The 20,133-nt window shown below is 56.7% G+C and carries 13 protein-coding genes; 11 read left to right on the top strand and 2 right to left on the bottom strand.

Features of this window, described 5'->3' with window-relative positions:
* Position 1: 1 nt before the first annotated feature.
* Together J2I48_RS18105 and ruvB are read left to right on the top strand one after the other, a co-directional pair.
* Positions 2-4,030, top strand: a complete 4,029-nt coding sequence (locus J2I48_RS18105) for a T9SS type B sorting domain-containing protein (protein WP_207336887.1) — start codon at positions 2-4, stop codon at positions 4,028-4,030.
* 156 nt (positions 4,031-4,186) lie between these two features.
* Positions 4,187-5,215: a Holliday junction branch migration DNA helicase RuvB gene (gene ruvB, locus J2I48_RS18100; RefSeq protein WP_207336886.1), complete on the top strand. Its 1,029-nt coding sequence runs from the start codon at positions 4,187-4,189 to the stop codon at positions 5,213-5,215.
* Positions 5,216-5,377: 162 nt separating this feature from the next.
* Here the strand turns inward: ruvB and J2I48_RS18095 are convergent, their stop codons facing one another.
* Positions 5,378-5,668 carry an ArsR/SmtB family transcription factor gene (locus tag J2I48_RS18095; protein ID WP_207336925.1) on the bottom strand — a complete coding sequence of 97 codons (291 nt, stop codon included), beginning with the start codon at positions 5,666-5,668 and terminating at the stop codon, positions 5,378-5,380.
* A gap of 205 nt (positions 5,669-5,873) precedes the next feature.
* Here J2I48_RS18095 and J2I48_RS18090 point away from each other — a divergent pair, with 205 nt between their 5' ends.
* Positions 5,874-7,115, top strand: coding sequence for an MFS transporter (locus tag J2I48_RS18090; protein ID WP_207336885.1), 1,242 nt, complete (start codon positions 5,874-5,876; stop codon positions 7,113-7,115).
* Between the two features lie 91 nt (positions 7,116-7,206).
* On the opposite strand, the gene J2I48_RS18085 is transcribed toward J2I48_RS18090, so the two are convergent.
* Positions 7,207-8,868: a M28 family peptidase gene (locus J2I48_RS18085; RefSeq protein WP_207336884.1), complete on the bottom strand. Its 1,662-nt coding sequence runs from the start codon at positions 8,866-8,868 to the stop codon at positions 7,207-7,209.
* Between the two features lie 286 nt (positions 8,869-9,154).
* Here J2I48_RS18085 and J2I48_RS18080 point away from each other — a divergent pair, with 286 nt between their 5' ends.
* The 8 genes from J2I48_RS18080 to J2I48_RS18045 all read left to right on the top strand — a co-directional run bounded on the left by J2I48_RS18080 (position 9,155) and on the right by J2I48_RS18045 (position 20,104).
* A complete protein-coding gene (locus J2I48_RS18080; RefSeq protein WP_207336883.1) occupies positions 9,155-11,929 on the top strand; it encodes a DUF1553 domain-containing protein in 2,775 nt (924 codons plus the stop codon).
* Positions 11,929-13,440: a DUF1501 domain-containing protein gene (locus J2I48_RS18075; protein WP_207336882.1), complete on the top strand. Its 1,512-nt coding sequence runs from the start codon at positions 11,929-11,931 to the stop codon at positions 13,438-13,440. The genes J2I48_RS18080 and J2I48_RS18075 overlap by 1 nt, the downstream gene beginning before the upstream one ends.
* Before the next feature lie 147 nt (positions 13,441-13,587).
* A complete protein-coding gene (locus J2I48_RS18070) occupies positions 13,588-13,878 on the top strand; it encodes a hypothetical protein (RefSeq protein WP_207336881.1) in 291 nt (96 codons plus the stop codon).
* Entirely contained in the window at positions 13,875-15,461 is a 1,587-nt protein-coding gene (locus tag J2I48_RS18065; protein WP_207336880.1) for an N-acyl-D-amino-acid deacylase family protein, read from the top strand. Before J2I48_RS18070 ends, J2I48_RS18065 begins: the two co-directional genes overlap by 4 nt.
* A gap of 64 nt (positions 15,462-15,525) precedes the next feature.
* Complete coding sequence (locus tag J2I48_RS18060) at positions 15,526-16,572, top strand: 6-bladed beta-propeller (protein WP_207336879.1); 1,047 nt, start codon at positions 15,526-15,528, stop codon at positions 16,570-16,572.
* Positions 16,565-18,034, top strand: coding sequence for an alpha-amylase family protein (locus tag J2I48_RS18055; protein ID WP_207336878.1), 1,470 nt, complete (start codon positions 16,565-16,567; stop codon positions 18,032-18,034). Before J2I48_RS18060 ends, J2I48_RS18055 begins: the two co-directional genes overlap by 8 nt.
* Complete coding sequence (locus J2I48_RS18050; protein ID WP_207336877.1) at positions 18,012-18,572, top strand: hypothetical protein; 561 nt, start codon at positions 18,012-18,014, stop codon at positions 18,570-18,572. The genes J2I48_RS18055 and J2I48_RS18050 overlap by 23 nt, the downstream gene beginning before the upstream one ends.
* Before the next feature lie 17 nt (positions 18,573-18,589).
* A complete protein-coding gene (locus J2I48_RS18045) occupies positions 18,590-20,104 on the top strand; it encodes a c-type cytochrome domain-containing protein (protein WP_207336876.1) in 1,515 nt (504 codons plus the stop codon).
* Positions 20,105-20,133: the final 29 nt, after the last annotated feature.

The following is a 20,133-nucleotide window of genomic DNA, read 5'->3' as shown; positions in this document are numbered from 1 at the left end:
CGTGCCTGATATTAGCTGTAATACAGCCGATTCCATTCTCATCAGCGACGTGCTGTCGGCTACTGAAGTAGCCTCATCCAGCTGGACCGTTACAGGTGGCACCTTGAGCACGGGCGGAACGTCTACTACGGGCAGCACCATCAATGTGTCTTTTGCTACGCCCGGCGTAAAGCAATTCACGCTGGTCCGGAAGTTTAAAAATGGTACTGACTCCACCTACGTCTTTCCCATCAATGTAGGCGACCGCCCCCCGCAGTTTACGGGCTGGCGTTCCGACACCACCATTTGTAAGGGCGACAAAATTATACTCAACCCCTATCAGTCCGGGCCTGCACCGTCGGGGGTGACGTATCGATGGTTTCCCAAAGGCGACACGCTCCAGACCATTCAGGTCGACAGCTCGGGTTGTTATTCGGTAGAGGTGTCGTATGCAGGCGGGTGTAGTACGCAAAACAGGATCTATGTGGATGTCTGTGGCGAACAACCTCAGAAACAGGGCGTTAAGTGGTATTTTGGCGGCAACGCGGGCCTCGATTTCCAGGGTGGTTCGCCCGTAGCGCTCGACAACGGTAAGCTGAATACCATTGAAGGCACCTCGTCTATTGCCGACACCAAAGGCAAGCTGCTGTTCTACACCGACGGTATTTCGGTCTATGATCGAAATGGCAATAAGATGAAGTTCTTCGACCCGCTGAACCCCAAAGACACGGTGGCGCAGCTGGGCGGAAACATACGCTCTACACAGTCGGCGCTGATTGTACCCAAACCGGTTTGTAACGGCTGCGACTACCAATATTACGTCTACACGACGTCCGAGATTCGGGGTACGAAGCAACTCACCTACAGCATTGTAGACATGCGGCTCAACAACGGCAACGGGGCCATCATCGACCGTAACATTCCCGTGGGCGGCACCACCCCCAGCACCGAACGGACGGCCTCGGTACGCAATGACCGCGATACTACCTACTGGGCCATCACGCACGATTACGGTAGCAACTGTTTTAGAGTCAATCACTTAACAAAAGCCGAAAGTGCCACTGCCGCCACGTTCTGTTTGGGTACGGCCCACGACACGCCCCAAAAAGGCGAGGGACAGATGAAAGTTGGCCCCGCCACCGACACCACCAACAAAGGGCAGCGGCCACTGGCGGTGGTTATCCCTGGCGATACCACCAAAGGCAAGCAGACCAACAACTTTGTCGAACTACTCAACTTCAACGACTCGACCGGCAAGATTACCGAACCCCTCCGGCGCATAGACCTCGGTCCCGCACCGCCCAAAGCTTATGGTGTGGAGTTTTCACCCGATGGCAAGACGCTGTACGTCAGTATGTTGGCCGATACCAACGCCAACGGTTCGCTAAAAGGACTATCCTACATTCTGCGGTATGACCTTACGCAGCCGTCCGATTCGCTCATAAAAAGCTCGAAAACGGTGGTCGACAGTAGCAGCACACGGCAATATGGTTCGTTGCAGGTGGCGCCCGACGGCAAGATCTACGTAGCCATAAAAGACAACCCCTCACTGGGTGTTATCGTGAACCCCAACGGCGGCCTGCTCGACAGCCTGAAGTTCAACCCCGACGGCATCAACCTGGGCGGTAAAGTGAGTCAGCTGGGTTTACCTAACCAGGTGGCCAACTTCAACGAAAAATCGAACAGCCCTGGCTTGTCGGTAAGCGACACCTGCGCCGGGCAACCCACCACGTTTCAGATTACGCCCAATTGCCAGAAGCTGAAAGAGCAGTATACGCTCAACTTCGGCGATGGCAGTGCACCCAAATCGTTTACGCAGGCGTCGCCGCAGGAGCATACCTATACCAACCCTGGTTCCTACACGGCTTCGCTCCGTATTGTGACCCTTCGGGCCGACGGCGGCGTTTGCCGCGACACGCTGGTGCAGGCCCCGATTAACATCCTGGCCGTGCCAGATACGGTGAAGCTTGGGCCCGACGTGGAAGTCTGCGATCTGCGGGGCAAACTGCTCGATATTGGCGTGCAGGCCAAGTTCTATATCTGGCTGTTCAACCGGCGCGTGGTAGCCCGCACCAAGACCTTCCAGGCCTTCCGGTCTGGGGAATATATTGGCCTGGCAGCCAACGGGGGCTGTTTTAACGGCGATACCATTCGGCTTACCTTCCGTATTCCGCAACGGCTGAACCTGGGTCCCGATACGTCCTACTGCCAGGGCCGGACCTACGCGCTGAGCGTGCCACAAAAGGCGTTCAATACCTTCGCCTGGAGCACCGGCGAAACCTCGGCGACTATTTCGGTTGGTAAACCAGGATCTTATTCGGTGACGGGTTCGTACAAAATTGGCGACGTCACCTGCGTAGCCCGCGACACGATCAATATCAGTCAGCGTAACAACCCCACCCTGACCGCCGCCCTCACCAACCCCGCCGGTTGCACCACCGTCGACGGGGTCATTGCCCTCACGCCCAGCCCGGCGGGGTCGTTCGCCTACTCGTGGACAACCATTGCAGGAACGCCTATTTCCACCTCTACCAGTTCGGCATCAGCGCTTACGCAGGGTGATTACCGAGTCAGGGCCACGGATGCTTATACCTGTTACCGCGACAGCACCTTTGCCCTGCGAACCAAGGCCCAACCCCTATTGCTGACTACTCAGGCCACCCCGCAGCAGTGCGACAAACCGGGCAGTGGCAGTGCTACGCTGGGGGTGTCGGGCGGGGTGCCGGTGTTGTATGAATGGCGAGACAAATCGGGAGCCGTTGTCAGCACAAGTACTTCATTGACAGGCGTTTCGGCTGGCGTATACAGCGTGTCGGTGGCCGATAACCTGGGTTGTGTGTCCTCCTTGTCAGCGGTGCAGGTTGGGTTGAACACGGTAATACCACTCGACCTGGGACCCGACCGGAGCAAATGCGTGGGTGATACGGTGTTGCTGCTGAGTCCGGCGGTGGCGGGGGGAACCTACCGCTGGAGCAACGGCGTCACAAGCAGTTCTAATGGCGTAAACGTTTCCGGCACGTATTCGCTCACGCTGACCAACACCACCAATGGCTGCGTAGGTACCGATGCCGTGGCGGTGCAGTTTGTGAATAAACCCAGCGTCTCGGCGGGTAATAACCTGTCGCTTTGTCTGGGTGCGCCGGGGTCATTGACCTCACTGCAACTGTCGGGGGGTAGTCCGGTTGGGGGTACCTGGTCGGGCACGGGGGTTGATCCCACGGGGCGCTTTACACCAGCCCCAGCGCTGATTGGCCAAACCATCACGCTGACGTATTCCGTGACGGCCAACGGCTGCGCCAATTCCGCACCCAAACAGCTATCATTGAAGCCTACACCCGTAGCCAGCGCCGGACTTGATCTCACGTTTTGCGAAGGTACCGGTCGAACGGTGCAGGCCACAGGCTCGCCAGGGGCCGTTTTCCGGTGGTCAGACGGTACGCAGGGATCACTATTGCGACCTACCCAAACGGGGCGTTATACGCTGATTGTTGATCTGGCGGGCTGTGAACAAACCGACGACGTGCAGGTGACGGTTGACCCCGCGCCGCGCTTCTCGCTCACCCGCGAGGCCATCATCTGCGTAGGCGACCGGCAGCAGGCGCAGCTTCGCGTGGTACCGCAGGCACCGGGCCAGGTTATCCGGTGGGTATCTACGGGCGAATCGACCACGGCCATTACGGTGGGTTCGGTGGGGACGTATTCGGTGGTGGTGACGGGCAGCAACGGGTGCGTAGCCAGCGATGCCGCCCGCGTGGTTGACCTCTGCGAACCCCGCGTACAAACGCCCAACGCTTTCTCGCCCAATGGCGACGGCAACAACGACCGCTTTGGGCCACTCTATGCCTACACGACCGACCTGGAAGTACGGATTTACAACCGGTGGGGCGAGGTCATTTTCGCCAGCACACCTGACAAACCCGACTGGGACGGCACCTACCGAGGCGAACCGGCCCAGTCGATGGTGTACCCCTACGTCATCAGCTACCGCAGCCAATATTTCCCTGAACGCCCCACCGTGGTGAAGCGGGGGAGTGTGTTGTTATTAAGGTAGGAGAAAAGCAGGAAGGAGGAAAGGAGAAAAGGATTGCTGACGCGGAAAAAATCTGCGTCAGCAATCCTTTTCTCCTTTCCTCCTTCCTGCTTTTCTCCATTTTTTTTCGTATCTTTGAATAGGTCAGGCTATTAGCTAACTGCCTGATAATCAACAATGCGCAAAGATTTTATGACGGGTTCCGGCGAGGGAATGTCGACCTCTGAGAAGGAAATCGAGCGGGCGCTCCGGCCGTTGTCGTTCGAGGACTTCACGGGTCAGGCTAAGGTACTGGAGAACCTCGAAGTATTCGTTAAAGCAGCGATGCAGCGGGGCGATGCCCTCGACCACGTCCTGCTCCACGGCCCCCCCGGTTTGGGCAAAACCACACTCTCGCACATCATTGCCAACGAGCTGGGTGCCAACATAAAAATGACCTCCGGCCCCGTGCTCGACAAGCCCAGTGACCTGGCCGGTTTGCTGACCAACCTTCAGCAAAACGACGTGCTTTTCATCGACGAAATACATCGCCTCAACCCCATTGTGGAAGAGTATCTGTATTCGGCCATGGAAGATTACAAGATCGACATCATGCTCGATTCGGGGCCAAACGCCCGGTCGGTGCAGATCAAGCTTAATCCTTTCACGCTCATTGGCGCTACCACCCGCGCCGGTATGCTCACGGCCCCCCTCCGCGCCCGATTTGGCATTAGTGCCCGGCTGGAATATTACGACGCCAAATTACTCACAGGCATCATTCAGCGGTCAGCGGGCATTTTGGGGACGCCCATCAACGAGCAGGGCGCGTTTGAGATTGCCCGCCGTAGCCGCGGTACGCCCCGTATTGCCAACAACCTGCTGCGCCGCACCCGCGATTTTGCCCAGGTAAAAGGCAACGGCGTCATCGATATTGCCATCGCCGAAATTGCCCTGAGCGCCTTGGAGGTAGATCAGCACGGCCTCGACGAAATGGACAACCGGATTCTGATGACCATCGTCGAGAAGTTTAAAGGTGGCCCGGTGGGGTTATCCACCATTGCCACGGCCTGCGGCGAAGAGTCGGAGACAATTGAGGAAGTATATGAGCCATTCCTGATTCAGGAAGGATTCCTGAAACGAACCTCACGCGGCCGCGAAGCCACCGAGAAAGCTTACTTCCACCTCGGCGTGGTGCCCAATTACAAAAACGGTGAGTTGTTTGGGTAAGGTGGTCATTAGTCATTTCGCTTCGCTGTCATTCGTAGCTGAATACGACAAATGGCGAATGACTGATGACTAATGACAGCGAAGCAAAATGACCAATACGCAAAAAGGGGCCGGTCTTCATAACGAAGACCGGCCCCTTTTTGCGTATTGGTCAGGTAGAGTTTATGCAAGGATCTTGCTTTTGTAAATACATTCAATGATTTCAGCAACGGCATTGTCGACAAGGAAATAGTAAATGTTCTTGCCACTCCGCCGAATTTCCAGGATGCCTTTATCGCGCATGTTGATAAGGTGATGCGAGATCAGCGATTGCTCAGCGTGAAGGTTTTTGTAGATCGTTGATACATTCAGCTCCTTATTTTCGTGAAGCATCTGAATGATCTTGATCCGCAACGGATGTGCTACTGCCTTGAGCACGTAGGCCGCTTTTTCGATCTTTTTATCATCTTCCATAATCATTGTCAATTGTAGGGTGTGTCTTAGGGCTGTTCCAGGTCGTTAAAATAAGGGTAATGACGCTACCTACCTAAAAGTTCATACGTTTGTTGGCACTAATTTATTTAAAGGGCCATATGTTCGTCTGTTCGTGACATTGTTTACTAAATAGTCATCTAACCATATGATAGTTAGGCAAATAGCTTAAATCGCCAATGACCTTATGAATTACCGTTCTCGTGTGCTGTCATTTCTGGCGGTGCTATCCACTATCACATACATCGACCGCACGTGCATCTCGCTTGTAGCGGCAGAGATCAAGAAAGACCTCCACATTGCCAACGACGCCTGGGGCTGGGTACTTAGTGCCTTTGCGTTGTCCTACGCCCTGTTTGAACTTCCCACCGGTGCCCTCGGTGACAGGCTGGGGCCACGCCGGGTGCTGGTGCGGGTAGTGGGGTGGTGGTCGGTGTTCACGGCCCTGACGGGCACGGCCACCAGTTGGCTGTACCTGGTGATTGTCCGGTTTTTGTTTGGCGCGGGCGAGGCGGGTGCCTACCCCAACGCCTCCATTGTGGTGTCGCGGTGGTTTCCGAAAGGGGAAACAGGCCGGGCGCAGGCGGTAATTTGGGCGGCGGGGCGCGTGGGGGGCGTGCTGGCACCGTGGCTGGTGCTGCCTATTTCGGCGGCTTACGGCTGGCGGGTATCGTTCTACGCCATGGCCATGCTGGGCCTGCTGTGGGTGGTAGTCTGGTACGTCTGGTTCCGCGATTTCCCCGCCGAGAAAAAGGGCATTTCGGTCCAGGAACAGGCCTTTATTGAAGAAAACCGGCGGTTTAGAAGCAGTGATCACCACATTCCGTGGCGGGCCATTTTGCGCAGCCGCAACATGTGGGCCATCATGCTCATGTTCCACTTTTTCATGTACGGGGCCTACTTTTTCACGGGTTGGCTACCTACGTACCTGAAAGAAGGACGGCATTTCAACCAAAGCCAGATGCAGCTGTTTGCCACGTTACCGTTTATTCTGGGGGCCATTGGCTGCTTCACGGGCGGCTACGCCAGCGACTGGCTCAGCAAGCGCTACGGCCTGCGCACCGGCCGCCGGAGTGTGGGTATCGTGGGCATGGGCCTTTCCAGCGCAATCATCCTGACGGCGGCGTTAACGTCTGATAATCAGACAGCTGCTATATTACTGGCGGTGGGTATGGGCTTTAAAGACCTTACGCTGCCCGTGGCGTTTGCGGTCTGTAACGACGTGGGCCGTAGCCGGGCGGGCGTGGTGTCGGGCGCTATGAACATGGTGGGCCAACTGGGCGCGGTGTTCCTGGGTGTGGTCTTCGGCTACATTGTCGAGATCACTGGCGACTTCAATAAACCCCTTTTCCTCATCGCCGCCCTGCTCCTGGGCGGGTGTTTGCTGTGGTTTAGAATCGACCCGGAAGAGGGTTTTAATGTACAATGAATAATGAACAATGTACAATGGGCTGACGCATGGGTGTGTTCGCGTCAGCCCATTGTACATTGTTCATTATTCATTGTACATTAAAACCTGCCTATTGTTTATTGCTATCTACTTTCAGCCGTTCGTCGCGGTTGGCGATGTCCCAGGCGGTGTAGAAAACGAGGCGGGCGGTTTTTTCGGCCAGCTTGAAATCAATCTTCTCGATATCGTCGGTAGGGCGGTGGTAGTCGGCGTGTAAACCGTTGAAATAGAAGATGATGGGTATTTTGTGCTTCGCGAAATTGTAGTGGTCCGACCGGTAATAAATGCGTTCGGGATCTTGCGGATCGTTGTATTTATAGTCAAGCTCCATCTGCGTATGTTCAGCATTTTGGGCCTCGCTGATTTTGTGCAAATCGCTGGACAACTTGTCCGAACCAATCACGTAGATGTAGTTGTCGTTGGGTTGTTTGTCTTTGTGCAGGTCATCCACCCGGCCCACCATGTCGATATTCAGGTCGGCTACGGTCTTTTCTAGGGGGAACACCGGGCTAAAATCGGCGTAATATTCGGAACCCAGCAGGCCTTTTTCTTCGCCCACTACCGTCAGGAACAATACCGACCGGCGGGGACCGTGGCCTTCGGCTTTGGCTTTGGCAAACGCCTGCGCCAACTCCAGCACCGACACCGTGCCTGAGCCATCGTCGTTGGCGCCGTTGTTGATTTGTCCGTCGGGGCTGATGCCGATGTGGTCGTAGTGGCCTGATATGATGAGGACTTCATCTTTTTTGTCCCCACCTTCCAGGTAACCCATCACGTTTTCGGTCTGCACGTTCTCGTCTTTGCGTTCGGCTTTCACGGCCACTTTGCCCGTCAGCTTACCAAAAGGCGTTTGCGTAGCGTTGACCGACTGCTCCAGCGCTTTCCGAAATTTGTCGGGTTTCTGCCCCAGCAGGGCCGCGCCCATATCGGCCGAGACCATAAACGCACCCACGGTACCCGTGTTTTCGTTGCCCGGCTTCAAACCCAGGCGGTTGAACCGTTGCACCATCGCCGACCGTTCGGCCAGCAATTGTTTGAACGAAGCGGCATCAGCCGCCGAGATAATGAAGACCTGCGCCGCGCCTTTGTCTTTGGCAGCGGTCAGTTTCACGCGGTAGCTGTCGGGGCGGCCCCACTTAGAGGGGTCTTTGGTGCCGCTGATGAGCGAGGTGCCATCGGCGTTTTTGGGTTCACCGTCAATCATGACCACGGCTTTGCCTTTCACGTCGCGGTTGGCGTAGTCGTCAATTTTTTCGCCGGTGATGCCGTGACCCACAAAAACGGTCTCAAAATTGGTTTCGGTGGGGATCGAAAACAGGCCATTCACCAGAAAATCGGTGAGGTAGGTGAAGCTCTTGCCGTTGGCTTTTACGTATAGGTCGCCCCAGGTTTTTTTGTAGAGCGTAAACGGCTGAAGATAGCCCATTTGGCCGTCGGCCTGTTTCACCACGGGGGTCAGGCCGAAGCTCTGAAACTGCCCGGCAATGTAAGCTGCAGCCTTTTTCTGGCCACGAGTGCCCGTTTCGCGGCCTTCCATATCGTCGGCGGCCAGAATGCGCAGGTGTTTTTCGAGGTCGGCCGCCGAAACGGTTTGGGCGTAGGTGTTGGCGAAAGAAGCCGTGCTTGCCGAGGCTGTTGGCGTGGCCACACTGGCCGACGGGGCCTGTGCAACCGCCAGCTGCCCCGTGAGAATCAATAGGCCAGTCAGCCGACTGGCGCGCGATGTGTGCATAGACGCAAAAGGATTGTGATGAACTGCCAGCCTGCTGACATACTGCAAAGGTAAACGATTCGCGGGCTTGGGGTGGTATGTGCTTCTGAGACAATTAGGCATGTAGATTAGGTGCGGGTGTTTATCAAAATCACCCAGTTTACGGTTAAAATAGTGCACTACATAAACGATTGATTCACAGGGTTTTTACGTTGTTAAGTGAGAAATTTGTTAACTAAGCAGCGAGAGCAACGCGTAGAGTCGCTTTAGGTGAGTAGCAGATTATTCGGAACGAGCCATAAAGGGTATGAAAGCAAACTGGTTGGTGGTAAGTAGCATGAGTGGCGTAGTGGCGTTATCGTCATTTTCGCTATTGGGTGGCTTCGGCGACCGTGTCGACTTTAACACGCAGGTAAAGCCCATCCTGAACAAAAGTTGCATTACCTGCCATGGAGGGGTGAAAAAGGCCTCCGATTTTTCCTTACTGTTTAAGGAAGAAGCCTTTGCCCCAGCCAAATCGGGCCACCCAGCCATCATCCCCGGCGATGCCGATAAGAGCGAACTCATTCGCCGCCTGACGGCCAGCGATCCCGACGAACGGATGCCGCTGGATGGGCCGCCTATGAAGCCGGAAGATATCGAGACGCTCAGAAAATGGATCGATCAGGGGGCCGAGTGGGGTGATCATTGGGCCTACCAAACGCCTGAAACACCGTCGGTGCCCAACGTGGGCACGATTTGGAGCCGGATAGGCCTGACCAATCATCCCGAAACTGATTGGGCCACCAACGAAATAGACCGGTTTGTACTGACTAAACTCCACACGGCCGATGCTCCCGGCGGCGGCACGCTCATGCCCGCCCCCCTGGCCGACAAAGCTACCTTGCTCCGGCGTGTGAGCCTGGACCTGACGGGACTGCCCCCCACCGAGGCTGAAGCTAGCGCGTTCCTGAATGACCCCTCGCCCGCCGCCTATGAAAAGCTGGTAGACAGGCTGTTAGCCTCACCTGCGTTTGGTGAAAAGTGGGCCGGTATGTGGCTCGACCTGGCCCGCTACGCCGACACCAAAGGCTACGAACGCGACCCCGGACGGAACATCTGGCGGTACCGCGACTACCTCATCAAGGCCTTTAACAGCGACAAACCCTACGACCAGTTCCTGACCGAACAATTGGCTGGCGACCTCATGCCGCACGCGGGTGACGAGCAGTTTATTGCCACGGGCTTTCACCGCAACACGATGAACAACGACGAGGGCGGCACCCAGGACGAAGAATTTCGGGTGGCGTCGGTCATTGACCGGGTCAACACGACGTGGGACGTTTTTCAGGGCACCACCTTCTCCTGCGTGCAGTGCCACAGCCACCCGTATGATCCCTTCCGGCACGACGAATACTACAAATACATGGCGTTTTTCAACAACGCCCGCGACGAAGACGTCACCTCCGACACCCCCACACTGCGGTTCTACAAAGGAGCCGACTCGGCCAAATTAGGTCAGTTAAAGGCTTTTGTACAGAAAACGTGCCCCGACAAAGGCCGCGCTGCCGCCGAAGCCAACCGCGTGGAACTGATGGCCCGGACGCTGGAACCCAAGATCAACTCGCACGATTTCGATCAGCACGTCAATGCCTCGCTGTTCGATGCTAAATATTTCGCAGCACTGAACAACGGCTCGGCGCGGATCAAAAACGTGACCCTAACCGGGCGGCCTCGCCTCTATGTGGCCTGGGGTACCAACGCCAACCACGCACAGGTTACGTTTCGGCTCGATAGCCCCACCGGTCGGGTGCTGACCTCGGCCCTGGTACCCAACACCCACAACGGCTGGACCGACACCGTTCAGGTGCTGCAATTACCCACGGTTACGGGGCGGCATAATCTGTATCTGTCGCTGAGCAACCCCGTTGAACCTAAAGAGTGGATGATGATTAAGTGGGTGTCGTTTCAGCCCGCCATAGCCCCGGCCGCCGAAGTAACTCTGCTGAGTTTGCTCAATAAATCGCCGGAAGCAACGCCGATCATGCTGGACGGGCAGGGCGATCTGGCCCGGAAAACGCACGTCTTTACGCGCGGGAGCTGGCTTACCCCCGGAAAAGAAGTGCAGCCCGACGTGCCGCATTCGCTGCCGCCAATGGATACCGATGACCAAAAATTGCCCCGCAACCGCCTCGGCCTGGCGCAGTGGATGACCCGCCCCGACCACCCACTCACCGCCCGCGTGGCCGTAAATCGGTTCTGGGAACAGCTGTTTGGCACGGGCCTGGTCGAAACCGTGGAAGACATGGGTACGCAGGGTATTCAGCCCACCCACCGCGAACTGCTCGACTGGTTGGCCACGACGTTTGTGCAGGAAGACGGTTGGAAAATGAAGGCCTTGCTGAAACGCATGGTCCTCTCCAGCACCTACCGCCAACGGTCGGACGTGACGAAGCAATTGGTGGCTGAAGATCCGTACAACCACTACTTTGCCCGTGGCCCACGGGTGCGGCTGGCAGCTGAGCAGGTGCGCGATCAGGCGCTGGTGGTGAGCGGGCTACTAAGCCACAAAATGTACGGCCCCAGCGTAATGCCCGCCCAGCCTGATGGCATCTGGCAGTCGCCCTACAGCGGCGAATCGTGGGTGCTGGCCAAAGGGGAAGATGCACACCGCCGGGCCTTGTATACCTACTGGAAACGCACGGCACCCTACCCCTCGATGATCACCTTCGATAGCCCCAGCCGCGAGTTTTGCCAGATTCGCCGCCTGCGCACTAACACCCCCTTGCAGGCCCTGGTCACGCTCAACGACCCTGTTTACGTAGAAGCCGCCCAGCGCCTGGCCTATTACATGGCGGCTCACGGAAAAACGCCCAATCAACAGCTACAAGCTGGTTTCCGCCGATTACTGCTCCGCGAGTTAGCCCCAAAAAAATTGGCCGTGCTGACCAAACTATACCAGGATACGGAGACATATTACGTTCAAAACCCCGCCGAAGCGGGCAAGCTATTGGCCAGCACCACGGCATCGCCAAAGCTGGCGGCGCTGACCGTAACGGCCAACGCGATGATGAATTTAGACGAGGTCATAACCAAAGATTGATGAACAAGCTTCAGCAAGAACTTCAGCAAGCGGCCCTGCAACGCGACACGCGGCGGCATTTTTTGCAGACCTGCTCTACAGGCCTCGGTGCTATGGCGCTTGGCTCAATCCTGGGTGGCTGTGATAGCCTTTTTGGCCGGAAGAACAACGTGGCGGCCAGTATTCCCAACGCCGATTACGACCCCATGGCCGCGCCCATGGACCCCCGGCTGTCGCAGTTTGCGCCGAAGGCCAAGCGGGTCATCTATATTCATATGGCCGGGTCACCGAGCCAGCTGGAACTGTTTGATTACAAGCCCGAACTGACCAAATACAACGGTAAAGACTGTCCGCAGGAGTTGCTGACGGGTAAGAAATTCGCCTTTATCCGGGGGGTCCCCAAGATGCTGGGGTCAACGGCTAATTTTCGGCAACACGGGCAGTCGGGTGCGTGGATCAGCGATTATATGCCTCATTTGCAGACCGTTGCCGATGAACTGACGTTCATCAAATCCATGCACACCGACCAGTTTAACCACGCTCCGGCACAGTTGCTGATGCACACGGGTTCGGCGCGGTTAGGTCGGCCCAGCATGGGGTCATGGGTGACGTATGGGCTTGGTTCTGAGAATGATAACCTGCCCGGCTTCATCGTGCTGGCTTCTGGCGGCAAACAACCCGACGCGGGTAAGTCGGTATGGGGCAGCGGATTTTTGCCCACGGTGTATCAGGGCGTACAATGCCGCACCGACGGCGACCCCGTACTCTATGTCTCGGACCCCAGCGGTATGCCCCGCGACATCAGGAAGCAAACCATCGAGGCCATTAACCAGATCAATCAACAGGAGTACGAAGCCGCCAAAGACCCGGAGATTCTGACGCGCATTTCGCAGTATGAAATGGCCTTTAAAATGCAAACCTCCGTCCCCGACGCGATGGCCATTTCCGGCGAACCCCAGTATATGCTGGATGCCTACGGCGTAGATCCAAACAAAGGCTCATTCGCCCGCAACTGCCTGCTGGCAAGACGGTTGGTGGAGCGGGGCGTACGGTTTGTGCAACTTTTCGATTGGGGCTGGGATACCCACGGCACCAGCAAAGACACGTCGGTAGACATTGGGTTGCAGCTGAAATGCAAGGAGTCGGATCAGGCCGTGGCAGCGCTCATCAACGACCTCAAACAGCGCGGCATGCTCGACGATACGCTGGTGGTATGGGGCGGTGAATTTGGCCGGACGCCCATGCAGGAAAACCGCGACGGCCAAACGCAGGCATTCTACGGCCGTGATCACCATCTCGATGCCTTCACGGTGTTTATGGCCGGCGGCGGCATCAAACGGGGCCTTTCTTACGGCGAAACCGACCCCATTGGCTACTACGCCGTGAAAGACAAAGTGCACATCCACGACCTGCAAGCCACGATTCTTCACCAGATGGGCTTCGACCACACTAAGCTCACCTACCATTTTCAGGGCCGCCCATTTAGGTTAACCGACGTAGCGGGGAAAGTAGTGAAGGGGGTAATTGCGTAAGGGATGGTTTGGTTGTTTTTGTCATCGCGCCGTTTTTTTGTCATCCCGACGTTAGGAGGGATCCACTTTCCTAATTCAGAACTGAGTGATAGGAAAGTAGATCCCTCCTAACGTCGGGATGACAAAAAAATCTCTATTCGATTGACTATGAAGAAAGTGTTAAATCAACCACTCCAAACAGCTGGATTAGTTCTAGCTATCGAGGTGATTCTAACAATGACAATCATGGTTATCCGTACCCCGGCTGTATCCATTCCCCTGCTGCTGATACTACTTATTGTAGTACTGTTCGGGATAAGCTACATGGTCTATGCGCTAGTCGATTCATCACAACGGGGGCGGTTGAAACTAAACCTGATCCTTGCCGTGTGTGCGCCCCCAGCCTACATTTTTCTGTTGTTTGTTTATGTCGCCTCAAGAGTGACTGATGATCTATGAAACACCTTTCTCTGCTTCTCCTTTTCCTGACCACTACCACCTACGCCCAGCAATATGACCTCGTGATCAAAAACGGGCGCGTGGTAGATGGCACGGGTAACCCCTGGTATTATGCCGACGTAGCCATAAAAGAGGGCCGTGTAGCTCAAATTGGGCTTATTTCGGCTTCGGAAGGGAAACAGGTGCTCGATGCGAAGGGGCAGATTGTGGCACCCGGCTTCATCGACGTGCATGCCCACGTAGAAGGGGATCTGGAACGGCAGCCCGGTGCCGAAAACTTCATCTACGACGGCGTCACTACCTTGGTCACGGGCAACTGCGGTGGTTCAAACATTCATCTCCGCGCCATGTTCGACACCCTGCGAATGCGCGGGTTCACGCCCAATCTGGCGTCGCTTATTGGCCATAACTCGGTGCGGATGAAGGTGATGAAAGCCGCCTTCCGCGAACCGACCGCCAAAGAGCAGACCGAGATGGAGGCCCTGGTGGAACAGGCTATGAAAGATGGAGCCGTGGGCCTCTCTACGGGCCTGATTTACACGCCCGGCACCTACGCCCGTACCCCCGAAATCGTGAACCTGGCCAAAATGGCGGCTAAGTATGGCGGGGTATACGCCTCGCACATGCGCAACGAAGGACAGGACGTGCAAACCGCTATTAATGAAGCCATTCAAATTGGCCGTGAGGCGCACATTCCAGTGCAGATTTCGCATTTCAAAGTGGCCAGCAAACCGCTGTGGGGCCTGAGTACCACCACCGTGGCTATGGTGGAAGCCGCCCGCAAAAACGAAGGCATCGATGTCACGGTCGATCAGTATCCGTACACGGCATCGAGCACGTCGCTGCAAAGCATTATACCCTCGTGGGCCATGGCCGACGGCGATTCGGCTACCCTGTCACGCTTCCGTGATCTGGCCACACGCCGCAAAATTCTGGACGACATGCTGGCTTCGCTCAAGAAGAACGACCGCAAAAATTACGAGTACGCCGTGGTGTCGCGATTCGAGGCCGACACGACGTATAATGGCAAAAGCATCCACCAGATTGCGGGGTTGCGCGGTCTGAAAACCAGTGCGGCTGCCGAGGCTGATCTGGTATTGGCCTTGCTGGAACAGGCGCAGATGAAGCGGATTCAGATGGTCTACCACACCATGTCGGAAGGGGACGTGGCCACGATCATGCGCTACCCGAATACCATGATTGCATCAGACGCGGGTGTGGCTCGGTTTGGGTCGAATATGCCGCATCCACGCGCCTATGGCACCAATTCGCGGGTGTTGGGGCGGTACGTTCGAGAGCTGAAGGTGATTCCGCTGGAAGAGGCCATTCGTCGGATGACGTCACTACCCGCCCAGCGGTTCCACTTCACTGACCGTGGCCTGTTGCGCCCCGGCTACGCCGCCGACCTGGTCATTTTCGACGAAAACACGGTCTCCGACAAAGCTACGTACGATGCTCCACACGCCTATGCCACGGGCATCAATTACGTCCTTGTCAATGGTATTCCGGTGGTAGAGAACGGCAAGCATACCGGCAAAAAACCGGGTCAGATTTTATTGGGAAGTGGGTATGAGCGGGAGTGATGTCGCCTAGGCTTCAACCGGGTAAAACAGCCCATTTTTGGCCTTCTAACTCAAACCCTAGATCATGCAGACTCGACGCACCTTTTTGAAACACACGGCGCTGGCTTCGGCGGCGTTAGCAGGCCCCGCTGTCAGCTTCACAAGTCGGCAGCAGGAAGCCGTAGTGGTTGGACAGGGTACCCACAAATACCGCGTGGTGCCTAATTGGGGGGTTCTGGATGCCGGGAAAAACCCCGTCAACGATTGCCACGAAATGGTGCAGGATGCCAAGGGGCGCATCTTTCTGCTCGGCAACGAGACCAAAAACAACGTCCTGATTTATGACCGGTCGGGTAAACTGCTCGATTCCTGGGGCACAACCTACCCCGGTGGGCACGGCCTGACGCTGGGCACCGAAGGCACCGATCAATACCTGCTCATCTGCGACACTGACCGCCATCAGGTGATCAAAACTGATCTGGCAGGTAAGGAATTGATGAAGCTCGACTACCCCCGCGAAACGGGCGTGTATGCTTACCCGGGGCAGTTCAAGCCCACCGAAACGGCCATCAATGGGGCCAACGGCGATATCTACGTGGCTGACGGTTACGGCTCAAATTACATCACGCAGTTCGACCGGACGGGTAAGCTCATTCGCTACTTCGGCGGGGCGGGCGCGGCCAATGAGCAGTTCGATTGCTGCCACGGCATCATCGTCGATTCACGTAATGCTTCGAATCCAACCCTACTGATTACGGACCGTCGGCATAACGCACTAAAACGTTTTACGCTGGACGGTAAGTACCTCAGCACCATTAGCTTGCCCGGCTCGTACGTTTGCCGCCCCGTGATCAAAGGCGACTATATTTACGCCGCCGTATTTCGCTCAACGTCAGACAGTTATCCTGATTCTGGCTACGTGCAGATCCTGGATAAAAACGACAAGGTGGTCTCGACGCCGGGCGGTTCGGCACCCGTTTACCAGAACGGGCAGCTACAGGAACAGCGCAAAGACCGGTCGTTTATGTCGTTTCTGCACCCCCACGACGTGCTGGTTGACAACGACGAAAACCTCTACGTAGCGCAGTGGGCTTCACGGAAAACGTACCCAATCAAACTGGAACGTGTGTAGGCTGAAAACGCTGGGATGGCTGGCTGTCGGATGCCTGTTGGCGGGCGGGGCAATGGCGCAAACACCCCACCAAGTGCCCCTGCGCCGGGCCGACAGTTTTTTTGGACTGCACTTCGATTTTCACGCCGCCCTCACCGACACGCTCATTGGCAAGACCCTCACCGACGGCATGATTGACAGCCTGTTACGGCTGGTCAAGCCCGATTTTATTCAGGTCGACAGTAAGGGGCATCCGGGCGTGACAAGCTACCCCACCAAGGTTGGTTATACCCCCAGCCGGTTCGAGAAAAACACGCTCCGGCTTTTTCGCGACGTAACCGCCCGGCATGGTGTGGCGCTGTACGTGCATCACTCCGGCGTGTGGGACGATCAGGCCGTGCGCCACCATCCCACGTGGGCCAGAATCCGCCCTGACGGTACCGCCGATACCCAAAAAACGTCGCTTTGGAGCAGCTACGCCGACAGCCTGCTGATTCCGCAGTTGAGAGAAATCAGCGATTACGGCGTTGATGGTGTTTGGGTCGATGGCGACTGCTGGGCGGTAGAGCCTGATTACGGCCCAGCGTCGGTAGCGGCGTTTCGGCAGGCAACTGGCCTTGTTGACGTGCCGAAAGGAAAAAGCGATCCCGGCTACACCGCTCTTATCGACATTCAGCGGCAGGCATTTCGTCGCTACGTGGCCAAGTACACCAACGCCCTGCACCAATATAACCCCCGATTTCAGGTAGCCAGTAACTGGGCGTTTTCGTCGTTTATGCCCGAACCGGTGAGCCTGCCCGTCGATTTCATTTCGGGCGATACCGACCCGCTGAACGGGGCCAACCGCTCGGCGTTTCAGGCCCGTTGCATAGCCCCGCAGGGCAAACCCTGGGACCTTATGTCGTGGAGTTTCGGCTATGGCTGGACGGATCAGGTGGGCACACCCAAACCGGCGGTGCAACTCTGTCAGGAGGCGGCGCAGGTGCTGGCTATGGGCGGGGGATTTCAGGCTTACTGGACACAAAACAACGATGCCAGCCTGACGCCCTGGGCCTTTACCACCATGGCCGAACTAGCCCGGTTTTGCCGTGCCCGCCAGCCATTTTGCCACAAAGCCGCTCAGGTGCCGCAGGTAGCGCTGTTATATTCGGGCGTGGCGCACCGGGCTAAGACAACGGGTGCGTTTAAGTTCGATGCCAGCCAGTCGGGCAATTTGTTGGGTACGCTAAATGCGCTGCTTTACAGCCAATTACCTACCGAAGTTTTGATGGAACATCACCTGCACGGCCGCATGGCGCAGTACCCGCTCATTGTGGTGCCAGAGTGGCCAACGCTGGCCGACACCTTCCGAACGGAGCTGGTGCAATACGTACGGGAGGGCGGCAACCTGCTGGTGATGGGCCACGAAACGGTGCGGCTGTTCGAGCGCGAACTGGGCGTTACGTTTACCGGACCGGCCTGTGGGTTATTTTGGTTTCGATGATGACCTAACGGGCATCAAAAGCTTCTACCAACCTTTTCAGCCGCTGCCTGGCACGGCTGTTTTCGGTGGTGTATATGCCGAACGGGACAGCCGGTTCCGAACGGGGCCACTGGCTTCAATAGCGCGGCTGGGCAAGGGACAAATAGCCGGACTGTACCTCAACGCGGGCGACGCGCAGTTCCGACGTGAAACGCACGTGGGCAGGCGGGTCATTGCCGGGCTGGCGCAGCGGTTGTTCAGTCCGCAGGTGCGGGTGGCGGGGTCGCAGTTTGTGCAGGTGGCGTTGACAAAAAAAGCGGGCAAAACGATGTTGAATTTGATCAACATGGCGGGTAATCACGGCAATCAGGCCGTTTTTTCCACCGACGACATCCCACCGCTTGGCCCGTTGAGGATCACCTGTCGGGCTACCCGAAAGCCGAAGCAGTTGACGTTGCAACCCGACAATAAGCCGGTAGCGTTTACGTATAAAAACAACGAAATTTCCTTTACTATTTCTAGCCTCGCTCTTCACTCTATTGTTGTTATCAACGAGTAACCGCGTAGCCTACCGCTATGAACGCATTCCTTCTTCTCCAGGCTAACCCCTCTGATTGGGCCTTGTTTTTTGGTCATTTCCACCCGCTGGTCGTTCACCTCCCCATCGGCTTTCTGCTCATTGCCGGGCTGCTCGAAATCGGGCGGCGGACGGGGCGTATCAGCCTGAGCAACAGCACGATGTCGGCCATTTTGTTTTGGTCGGCGGTGAGCGCCACGGTGTCGTGCGTGTTTGGGTATTTGCTTTCGCTGGGGGGCGGGTATGACATCGACATCCTGACCGAACACCAGTGGCAGGGCATTGGCGTGGCCGTATTTGCGTGGGTGGCGTGGGCCGTTTCCAGCGACCGGTTTATGCACCGCATTCCGTTTGGCAATGCCCTCTACGCCCCCGCACTGGTGCTGACGCTGGTGCTGCTCATGGCCGCCGGGCACCATGGCGGGGCGCTCACCCACGGCTCAGACTACCTCACGCAGTACACACCCGAACCCTTCCGGGGCCTGGCGGGCTTGCCCCCCCGTGCGGCGGCAGTGGCGTTCAAAGCCGAACCCATCACCGACGTAAATCAGGCGATGGTCTACGCCCAGATTGTGAACCCCATTCTGCAAACCCGCTGCATACAATGCCACAACGCCGAAAAATCGAAGGGTGATCTGCGCATGGATACCCCCGCTATGCTGAAGAAGGGCGGCGAAGACGGCCCCATCTTTGTAGTGGGCAAAGGTGCTGATTCCGAGATGATTAAGCGGTGCCTACTCGACGACAGCGACGAACACCACATGCCCCCAAAAGGCAAAACCCAACTTACCGACCAGCAGGTAACACTCCTGACCTGGTGGATTGATCAGGGTGCTTCGTTCGATAAAAAAGTGGCCGACCTGACGGTGAATGATGCCGTGAAACCGGCCCTAGCCTCTCTGGGCCGGGACGCCGGACCGGGCGGTGCCATCACGGCGGGCGACAGAACACTAGCTGTGGCGAGTGCTACCCCCAGCGCCCCCCGCCCCGTCTCGCCGGTGCTGACCATGAAAGTGCCCGTGGCTGATCCAAAAGTGGTGGAAGAACTGAAAAAGACCGGATTGCTGGTGTTGCCGCTTTCGAAAGAGAATAACCAACTGGAAGTCAGCGCAGTAAACGTCCGCACGTTCAGCGATGCGCAGGCGGCATTGCTCACCAAAATCAGTGACCAACTCGTGTGGCTAAAACTAAGCGACACCCAGGTGGGCGACGGCGCGGTGGCGTCTATCGCCAAGCTGAAACACCTCCAGAAACTCCACCTGGAACGCACCGCCATCACCGACGCGGGCCTCCGCCAACTCACCAGCCTGCCCTACCTCGAATACCTAAACCTCTACGGCACCGCCATCACCGACGCGGGCCTGAGTAGCCTGGCAGGCCTGAAATCGCTCCAGACGGTCTACCTCTGGCAAACCAAAACCACCGAAGCAGGCATTGCCACCCTCAAAAAAGCCCTGCCCAACCTGGAAGTGGTTGGTGGCATGAGTGGGAATAGCGTAGCATTGGGGAAGTGAAGAAAAATAAATGCCATATTATGATCTTG

It is taken from the genome of Fibrella aquatilis (assembly GCF_017353255.1).
Taxonomy (GTDB): domain Bacteria; phylum Bacteroidota; class Bacteroidia; order Cytophagales; family Spirosomataceae; genus Fibrella; species Fibrella aquatilis.
This window is presented reverse-complemented; position numbering and strand designations above follow the sequence as displayed.